The 8,406-nt window shown below is 70.7% G+C and carries 9 protein-coding genes; 2 read left to right on the top strand and 7 right to left on the bottom strand.

The genetic code is table 11. From position 1 onward, the window contains the following. Positions 1-96: 96 nt before the first annotated feature. Both VGB60_RS09860 and VGB60_RS09855 read right to left on the bottom strand, forming a co-directional pair. On the bottom strand, positions 97-462 hold the full coding sequence (locus VGB60_RS09860) for a hypothetical protein (RefSeq protein WP_331038091.1): 366 nt from the start codon (positions 460-462) through the stop codon (positions 97-99). Positions 463-476: 14 nt separating this feature from the next. Continuing rightward, a complete protein-coding gene (locus VGB60_RS09855; protein WP_331038090.1) occupies positions 477-737 on the bottom strand; it encodes an Lrp/AsnC family transcriptional regulator in 261 nt (86 codons plus the stop codon). Between the two features lie 115 nt (positions 738-852). Between VGB60_RS09855 and VGB60_RS09850 the strand changes: the two genes are divergently transcribed. Both VGB60_RS09850 and VGB60_RS09845 read left to right on the top strand, forming a co-directional pair. Beyond that, the gene (locus VGB60_RS09850) at positions 853-1,647 is read left to right on the top strand and encodes an alpha/beta hydrolase (protein WP_331038089.1); all 795 of its coding nucleotides are present in this window, start codon (positions 853-855) and stop codon (positions 1,645-1,647) included. Positions 1,648-1,966: 319 nt separating this feature from the next. Then, positions 1,967-2,644: a bifunctional 4-hydroxy-2-oxoglutarate aldolase/2-dehydro-3-deoxy-phosphogluconate aldolase gene (locus VGB60_RS09845; protein ID WP_331038088.1), complete on the top strand. Its 678-nt coding sequence runs from the start codon at positions 1,967-1,969 to the stop codon at positions 2,642-2,644. A gap of 130 nt (positions 2,645-2,774) precedes the next feature. Here the strand turns inward: VGB60_RS09845 and VGB60_RS09840 are convergent, their stop codons facing one another. The 5 genes from VGB60_RS09840 to VGB60_RS09820 form a co-directional block, all read right to left on the bottom strand. Beyond that, the gene (locus VGB60_RS09840; protein WP_331038087.1) at positions 2,775-5,618 is read right to left on the bottom strand and encodes a pitrilysin family protein; all 2,844 of its coding nucleotides are present in this window, start codon (positions 5,616-5,618) and stop codon (positions 2,775-2,777) included. Positions 5,619-5,677: 59 nt separating this feature from the next. Next, positions 5,678-6,526, bottom strand: a complete 849-nt coding sequence (locus VGB60_RS09835; RefSeq protein WP_331038086.1) for a ribokinase — start codon at positions 6,524-6,526, stop codon at positions 5,678-5,680. Next, positions 6,523-7,458 (bottom strand): nucleoside hydrolase, encoded by a 936-nt coding sequence (locus tag VGB60_RS09830; protein WP_331038085.1) that lies wholly within the window; start codon positions 7,456-7,458, stop codon positions 6,523-6,525. The genes VGB60_RS09835 and VGB60_RS09830 overlap by 4 nt, the downstream gene beginning before the upstream one ends. Positions 7,459-7,504: 46 nt before the next feature. After that, the gene (locus tag VGB60_RS09825) at positions 7,505-8,032 is read right to left on the bottom strand and encodes a Rid family hydrolase (protein WP_331038084.1); all 528 of its coding nucleotides are present in this window, start codon (positions 8,030-8,032) and stop codon (positions 7,505-7,507) included. 65 nt (positions 8,033-8,097) lie between these two features. Beyond that, positions 8,098-8,406: aspartate/glutamate racemase family protein (locus VGB60_RS09820; RefSeq protein ID WP_331038083.1), on the bottom strand; the 309-nt coding region annotated here is incomplete at its 5' end.

Genomic DNA, 8,406 nt, shown 5'->3' with positions numbered 1-8,406 from the left:
ATGGCTCCGGGCGAGCCCGCGCCGAAGCACTAAGATCGTCCGCGATCTCGATCAGGCCCCCGTCGCGAAAGCGGCGGGGGCTTTTTCACGTCTGGATCAGTCGACGCAGAGCGCCGGCGTCGCCTTTCCGCTCTCGACCGTGGCATGACAACCGAACGGGCGGCTGTCGGCCTGGCACTGACCGCGCGCGGCGGCGCCCTCGGCTGGGAAAGGCGCGTCCTCGATTCGGCAATCGCCCTCGCACTGGTCGCCGTCGGTGCATTGTTTGCCGGCGTCCGCATAGGCGATGACGCACTGTTCGCTCTGCATACGTCCCACACGCTGGATCGTCCCGCCGCGAGCGGTGCACGACGTCGCATCGACGCTCCGGCCCGGCAGGTCGCCGCCGGTCGCGGGCGCCTCCGACATCGGCGCGCAGGCCGAGGCCGTAAGGGCGAGAACAGCGAGAAGGGCGATGCGCATGGGGTAGGCTCCGGTCAAACCGTCCCGCCTGGCAGGAAGGGCGAGAAGGTGATGACGGTGAAGGTGTCGCGAATATGTGGCCGGGTCTGGACCGACCGGGTCACGAAGGTCCCGATGTCCATCTCCTTGGGCAACTGGAACTTGGCCAGCAGGTCGTACTGGCCCGAGGTGGAATAGACCTCCGACACGTGCTCGACGTTGTCGACGACATCCGCCGCCACGTCGTTGGCGTGACCCAGCTCGCATTTGATGAAGACGAAGATGGCGGTCATCATGGCGGCGGCTCCGGTTCGCGGTCGTAGGACTTAGGTCTTAGGGCTTAGTACGGTCGCGAGCCAGCCGCCACGGAGCCGACCTTGCCCAAGACCCAAGTCCTGAGCCCCTAAGCCCGTGAACCTCGAGGCCGAGTACAACAACCGCGCCCGCGTGCCCGACCATCCGGCGGTGATGCAGATGTGGCGCGAGACGGCCGAGGCCGCCCGCGTAGCCCATCCGCCGCTCGAGATCGCCTATGGCTCGGGGCCACGGGCGGTCATGGACCTGTTCGAGGCCGGGCCCGGCGCGCCGGTGGCGGTGTTTCTCCATGGCGGATACTGGCAGGCGCTGGACAGGAGCTGGTTCTCCGGCATCGCTCCCGCCCTTCTGGCCCATGGCGTCAGCCTCGCCATCCCGTCCTATGACCTGTGTCCCGCAGTGCGGCTCGGGACGATCCTGGGACAGGTGCGCGCGGCGGTCGAACTGATCCGCGGCCGCAACGGCGCCCGTCCGGTCGTGTTCGGCCACTCCGCCGGCGGGCACATGGCCGCCTGCATGCTGTCCGAGGGCCGGGCCTCGGCGGCGGTGGCGATCAGCGGGGTCTTCGACTTGCGCCCCCTGCTGGAAACATCCCTGAACGAGGCGCTCAACCTCGACGCGCATGAGGCGGCCGCCCTGTCGCCGATCTTCTGGCCGACGCCGAACGGCTCGACACCGGGGGGAACGGTGCTCGACTGCATCGTAGGCGGGGACGAGAGTCCGGAGTTCATCCGCCAGTCCGGTGAGATGGCGGAACGCTGGTCGGCGCGCGGCGTCGAGACCCGCTGCGAAATTCTGGCGGGGCTCAATCACTTCACCGTGCTGAATAGCTTGTACAAATCGGACAGCGGGACGACACGTCGCATCGCGGCCCTCAGCCTGAGGGATTGACGCAGCCGCCGGTTGCCTGTTTGACCACGGCGCCGGACGCGGCCTCGGGGGAGGCGCGTCATCCCGCACAGAGAAACGATGTTTCGCGCGATCCGCAGATTCTTCCGCCGTCTGACCTGCCGCCGCCACCGGTGGCGCCCGGATCGCCGCCGCGAGACGATGGAATTCTGCGACCTCTGCGGCGCCAAGCGGCAACGGCCAGAGCCCCGCGGACGAACGAAACACAAAGTTTCCCGCACGGCCTGACCGACGGTTTCCCGCGCGGGCGTGCGTGGGCTAAGCAGGACAGGTCACCGGACCGACCGGCGGAGAACCCGACATGCGCCACGATCGCCTCGCCGTGCTGAACGCGCTGCAGACCCACGGCGTCGCGCCGGTGTTCTACCATGCCGACCCCGAGGTGTGCCTGAACGTCATCCGCGCCTGCGCCCGCGGCGGCGCCCCGGTCGTTGAGTTCACCAACCGCGGCGATTTCGCATGCGACCTGTTCGGCGATGTCGCGCGTGAGCTGCAGAGAACCGACCCGCACATAATCCTCGGCATCGGTTCGGTCGTCGATGCGGGGACAGCCAGCCTCTACCTCAACCGCGGCGCGCGGTTCGTGGTCAGCCCCTGTCTGGTTCCGGAAGTGGCGCGCGTCTGCAACCGCCGCATGACCGCCTACTTCCCCGGCTGCGGCTCGGTCACCGAGATCGGGCAGGCGCACGAGCTGGGCTGCGAGGTGGTCAAACTGTTCCCCGGCGCCAGCGTCGGAGGACCGGATTTCGTCAGGGCGGTGCTGGGCCCCATGCCTTGGACCAAGATCATGCCGACGGGCGGCGTGGATCCGGACGAGGCCAGCATCGCCCGATGGTTCGGGTCGGGCATCGTCGCCGCCGGCATGGGATCGAAACTGATCACCGACGCGGCGGTGTCGTCCGGCGACTGGGCCGCGATCGAGGGTCAAGTGCGGAAGACTGTGAATGCAGTCGCCGCGTTTCGCGGGATAGGTGGTTAGTGGCTAGTGATTAGTGGCTGGCCGCTGGTGAGTAGTGACTGGCGACGAGCGTCCTCGCCCACATTTGAGACGGCCGCTCAGAGGCATCCGGCTCGTTCCACCAGCCACTAATCACCCACCCCCTAGTGAGTCACAGCCCCAGCGTCGGACTGTCGAGGTCCAGCTGGCTGGCGGGAATGACCACCAGATCGGGGTGCGCCGCGCGCAGGGCGTCGATGAACATCGAGGCCTGGCCGACCACGACCACATAGGCCTGATCCGAGCCGACGATGCCGGCCGCTTCCGCCAGACTGGCGGGCGTCGTCGCCGCGATCTTCTGCTGATAGGTCTCGATCTCCGTCAGCGGCAGACCATAGGTGACCGCGTCGGCGAGGATGCCGCCGAGGCCGCCGGTCGTCTCCAGCGCCCGCGAGAAGCCGCCGTTGACGAAGGTTTCGCGGTCGACGACCGCCTGCTCCGCGACCGGCTCGGCCTTCAGCCGGTCGAACTCGGCCAGCACCAGGCCGACGACCTCGGCGGCGCTCTCATTCTTGGTCTGGGTGTTGGCGGTCAGCAGGCCGCCGTCGACGCGCGCGGCGATCGAGGAGTTGGCGCCGTAGCTCAGGCCCCGTTTGGCGCGGATTTCCTGGAACAGGCGACCGTTCTGACCGCCGCCGATGACGCTGTTGGCCACGGCGAGCGGATACCAGGCGTCGTCGGCCCGTCGGGGCGCGCGGACGGCGGCCGACACGGCGGCCTGCCCCGCGCCCGGAAGATCAACGACCACGACGCGCGGCGCCGGCGTGGCTCGGCCCGCGCGATTGACCGCGGCCGGGACGGGGCCGGCCGGCCGGGCCCAGCCGCCCAGGGTGCGCTCGGCGAAGGCGAACGCCTCCTCCGGCTCCATGCCGCCGGTGATGATCAGGGCCGCATTGTCAGGACGCCACCACCGACCGTGGAAGCCGGCGATCTGCTCTCGTGTCAGCCCGGCGAGCGACGTGGGCGTGCCCCCCGACGGGGCGCCGTAGGGCGCGGGGCCGTAGGCCAGGCGGTTCAGCGTCAACGCCGCCAGCGGACCCGGCTCGCGCAGGGCGACGGTCAGGGCGTTGATCCTCTGAATCCGGCTGCGGTCAACTTCGGCAGGGCTGAAGGTCGGGCGCTGGACGACGTCGGCGAAGACGGATCCGGCCTGATCGGCCGAAGACACCGGAGCGGAGAGGAACAGGGTGGTGGCGTCCGCGCCGGCGCCGCCGCCGATGTTCGCGCCCAGCGCCTCGAGCGTACGGGCGATCTCCGGGGCGGAGCGGCCGCCGGCGCCTTGGGTCGCCAGATCGGCGGTCATCGAGGCCAGTCCCGCACGGTCGGCGGGATCACCGGCCGCGCCGCCGGCGATGACCAGCTGAGCATTCATGATCGGCAGGTTGGTCGATTTGGCCGCGATCACCCGCAAGCCGTTCGACAGCGTGCGCTCGACCACCGCGGGTGTCGCCACGGCGCGGGCGGGGCCGGGGGTCGGCGGGGCCATGCGCCGGCCCTCGGGCAGCAGTTCGTTGGCGGGCAGGATGGCCGGCGGCAGGGTCAGGAAGGTCGGAACCGGGGCCGGGTTGCGCCAGCTGTCCTCCGGCACGCCGGTCGGGCGGGCGCTCTCGTCCTGATAGCGCACCGAGACGCGAGCCTGATCGTTCAGGTGAGCCCGCGCCACGCGCTGCACGTCGGCGGCGGTGACCGCCTGAACGGCGGCGATGCGGCGGTCAGGCGCGCCGGGATCGTTCTCGGACACGATCGCCTGGCCAAGGATGAAGGAGCGCCCCGAGGCCGTCTCGCGCTGGCGCAGTTCGCCCGCGACGATCTCGGTCTTGGCCTCCGCCAGCTCGGCCGCCGTCACGGGCTCGTTCCGAACGCGCGCGAGCTGGGCGTCGAGCGCCGCCTCGACGTCGGCCATCGCCTTACCGCGCGCCACGGTGGCCGTGGCCTGGATGACGCCGTCCTCCTCCTGCGAGCTGATCCCGAAGCTCGCGTTCGAGGCGAGCTGCGATTCGTACACCAGCGACTGGTACAGGCGCGAGCTCTCGCCGCGCGACATGATGGCCTGCAGCACGTCGAGCGCGGCGGCGTCCGGATGATTGGCGGCGACGCCCGGATAGATGACGCCGACGGCGGGCAGCGGCACGTTGGGCGCATAGGCGTCGACCCGCCGCGGCTGGGTGCGCTGCGTCTCCACCGGTCGCTCGAAAATCGGGACGGGACGCGCGGGATTTGGAATGTCAGCGAAGTACCGGTCGACCAGTCGGTCCAGCTCGGCCGGATCGAAATTGCCCGACACGATCATGGTCGCCGTGGCGGGGCGATAGTAGGCTTCGTGGAAGGCGCGGGCGTCCTCGATACGGGCCGAGTTCAACTCCTCCAGCGAGCCGATGACGCTGCGGCGATAGATGCTTTCGTCGTAGCTGTTGTCGCCGATGACGAAGCGACCGAGCCGGCCATAGGGCGGCGCATAGACGCGCTGGCGCAGCTCTTCCTGCACGATCGACCGCTCGGCGTCGAACACCGCCTGATCGACCACCGGCCGCGCCATCCGTTCGGCGTGAGTCCACAGCATCTGTTCCAGATACTGGGGCGGCACCGTCTCGAAATAGTTGGTGAAGTCCTGGCCCGTGGACGCGTTCCGGCTGCCGCCGGCGTTCTCGACCAGGGTCGAAATCTGGCCGTAGGGCAGGTTGACCGTCTTGCGCGACAGGATGTGTTCGAACAGGTGGGCGAAGCCGCTCCGTCCCTCCGGGTCGTCCTTGCCGCCGACGTCGTACCACAGAGTCACCGTCACGGTGCCGGCGGTCGCGTCGGGCATGGCGTAGACGTCCAGCCCGTTGGTCAGCTCACGGTGCGTGTACTGCAGCGGCGGCACGACGATGGTCGGCGTCGGCGCGGGGGTCTGGGCGAGGGCCGGCGTCGCGAGGACCAGCAGCGAGGCTCCGAGGAGGGCGGCGGTACGGGTCATGGCGATGGTCCGATGTCTGTTGAGCGCCGGACCCTAGCAGCGCCGGAGCGTGCCCCAAGTTACGACGCCGTAATGATTGCCTCGACCTCGGCCCGTGAGGGCAGGGACGGCTGGGCTCCGGCCCGGGTCGCGGCAAGCGCGCCCGCGGCGCAGGCGAAGCGTAGCGCCGCCTCTGGCTCCCGCCCCTCCAGAAGGGCCACGCAGATCGCGCCCACGAAGGCGTCGCCGGCGCCGGTCGCATCCAACGCCTGTATCTGAGGCGGGACCGCCCGGGCGATCTCGACGCCGCTCTGGTGCATCACCGCGCCGCGCGCGCCAAGCGTCGTCACGACCCGCGCCCCGCCGCTATGAAGCCCCGCGCCGTAAAAGGCCGCCTCGGTCTCATTGACCACGATCAGGTCGGCCCGCCGCAGCAGCGCCTCCGAAACGGGAGCCGCCGGAGCGAGGTTGGCGCAGACGAAGCCCGCGGCCCGCGCCACCGCCGCCTCGACGGTCGGCAGCGGCAGCTCCAGCTGCACGATGAGGGGGCTTTCCATCCGGGCCGGCAGGTCCTCCGGCGCGCAGCGGTGATTGGCGCCCGCGGCGACCACGATCTGGTTCTCGCCCGAGGGATCGACCGCGATCAGGGCCACGCCGGTCGGCGCATCCGCATCGGCGGCCACCGCCGACAGATCGACCCCTCCGGCAACCAGAAGCGCCGTAGCCTCCCCGGCCATGGCGTCGTTTCCCACGCGTCCGATCAGGCTGACGTCCGCGCCCAGCCGCCGCGCGGCGAGCGCCTGATTCGCGCCCTTGCCGCCCGGATGCCGCGCCAGCGTCGCGCCCGTGACGGTCTCGCCAGCCCGTGGAAGCGAAGGGGCCGAGGCGACGAAGTCGAGATTGATGGACCCGACGACGGTGATCTTCACCGCAGCCGCTCCGTGATCAGCTCGAAGACGCCGTCGGCGTCGGCGCCGACGGCCCACTGGTGCGGCAGGTTGCGGGCGATGGCCGGCCGGAACTCGACGGCCGTATGGCCTCGCGTCAGCTCGCTCTGGCACTCGACCGAGATGCGGCAGGTCTTCAGCGTGAACAGGTCCGGCCGGGCCAGCCACGCCACTGGACAGACGTCGTGCACCGGCGGCGCGTCCCAGCCGACGATCTCGCGCTCGACCTTCTGCGAGAACCGCATCATCGCCGCCGCGGTGTCGCCCTGCGGCGTCTGCAGCGCGGCGACGGCGGCGATCCGTGCGTCGGTGGCCCGCACCTGATGCGTCGCGTCGAGGCCGAACATCGTCACCTTGCAGTCGCTGCGCAGCACCTCGTCCGCCGCCTCGGGGTCGGCCCAGACGTTGAACTCGGCCGAGGCGGTGATGTTGCCGCCCTCGCCGCGGGCCCCGCCCATCACCGCGACAGACCCGAGCCGCGCCGCCATCATCGGCTCCTTGCGCAGGGCCAGCGCCAGATTGGTCATCGGTCCCAGAACGGCCAACGCGACCGATCCCGGCTCTCGCTCCATCACGGCGTTGATGATCGCGTCCACGCCGTGGCCATCCGCGACCGGCCCGGTGGCGGCGAAGGGCGCCATGAAGCCCAGCCCCTCCTCTCCGTGGAACTCGCCCGCGCCCGCCGGCTTGCGCCGCAGCGGCCGATCGGCGCCGGCGTGGACGGGGACGTCGCCGCGCCCCGCGATCTGGCGCAGCATCCGGGCGTTCCGCGTCGTCTTCTTCAGCGGCACGTTGCCGCCGACGGTGGTGACGGCCAGCAGCTCGAACTCGGGCGCCCCGAAGGCGAGCATCAGGGCCACGGCGTCGTCCACGCCTGGATCGCAGTCGATGATGAGCGCTTGTCTATTCACCACGTCAGGTTGGCGGGCATGGTGAATTTACGCAACCGTTTCCGACGGTTCAGCGCGCAGGCGCGGGCGCATGCACCGTCAGCTGGATTTCGACGACGCCGCCTGTTCCCAGCAGTCCGGTCGTTCCCACAGCGGTCCAGGCGGGCCGCGGTCCCTCCGAGAACTCGCGCCAGACCCGGGCGATGACCTCGATCTGCTGGTCCTTCGTCCCGGAGAAGTCGGGGCCGTCCCAGACATGGAAGCTGTTGATCAGGGCCACGTCGTTCATCGTCGCGCCCGCGGACGCCAGGGTCCGGTTCAGGTGCGTCAGGGTCCGTCGGACCTGCGCCTCGAAGGCCGCGACGTCTCTGCCCTCGTCGGGCGCGCGGAAGACGATGGCGCCTGAGACATAGAGGGTGTCGCCCGCCCGGCGCGCCGGGGCGTAGCCGACCTCGTCATGGGCGCGTTGACCGCCCGCGCCGGGGATGATCACCTCGCCGCCGGGCGCGGGCAGCCGGCGCGGGTAGTCGGCGGCCTGGGCGAAGGCGCCGCCGGGCGCGGCGAGGATCAGGGCGGCGAGGGCGGCGAGCAGGCGCATGGCAGGGCTCCGGTTCAGACGCCTGTCATGCCCCCAGCCGCCGGAGCCCTCAACTTAAGCTTCCGTCATGCGCAGGCGCGAACGCACGCCGCCGCCAGCACCTCGGCCGAGTCCACCAGCGGAACCGACACGTCGTCCGCCCCCAGCAGCAGGGGCACCTCGGTGCAGCCGGCGATGACGACCTCCGCCCCCGCCGCGATGAGGGCCCCGGCCAGCCGCCGCATCTCGGCCCGCGGAGCCTCGCCCGTGTCACCCGCCTTGACGGCGTTGATGCAGGCCATGACCGCCTGGCGGTCGGACCCGGTCAGCCGCAGGATCTTCGCGCCCCGAGCCTGCAGAACGCGCGTGTACAGCGCCTCGCCGCCGGGGGTGGC

The sequence above is a fragment of the Brevundimonas sp. genome (genome assembly GCF_036399195.1).
Lineage (GTDB): Bacteria > Pseudomonadota > Alphaproteobacteria > Caulobacterales > Caulobacteraceae > Brevundimonas.
This window is presented reverse-complemented; position numbering and strand designations above follow the sequence as displayed.

Bases quoted from the DNA above. Each gene is read 5' to 3' on its own strand.
- VGB60_RS09845 (WP_331038088.1), top strand. From the start codon at position 1,967: ATGCGCCACGATCGCCTCGCCGTGCTGAACGCGCTGCAGACCCACGGC.
- VGB60_RS09860 (WP_331038091.1), bottom strand. From the start codon at position 462: ATGCGCATCGCCCTTCTCGCTGTTCTCGCCCTTACGGCCTCGGCCTGC.
- VGB60_RS09840 (WP_331038087.1), bottom strand. From the start codon at position 5,618: ATGACCCGTACCGCCGCCCTCCTCGGAGCCTCGCTGCTGGTCCTCGCG.
- VGB60_RS09855 (WP_331038090.1), bottom strand. From the start codon at position 737: ATGATGACCGCCATCTTCGTCTTCATCAAATGCGAGCTGGGTCACGCC.
- VGB60_RS09825 (WP_331038084.1), bottom strand. From the start codon at position 8,032: ATGCGCCTGCTCGCCGCCCTCGCCGCCCTGATCCTCGCCGCGCCCGGC.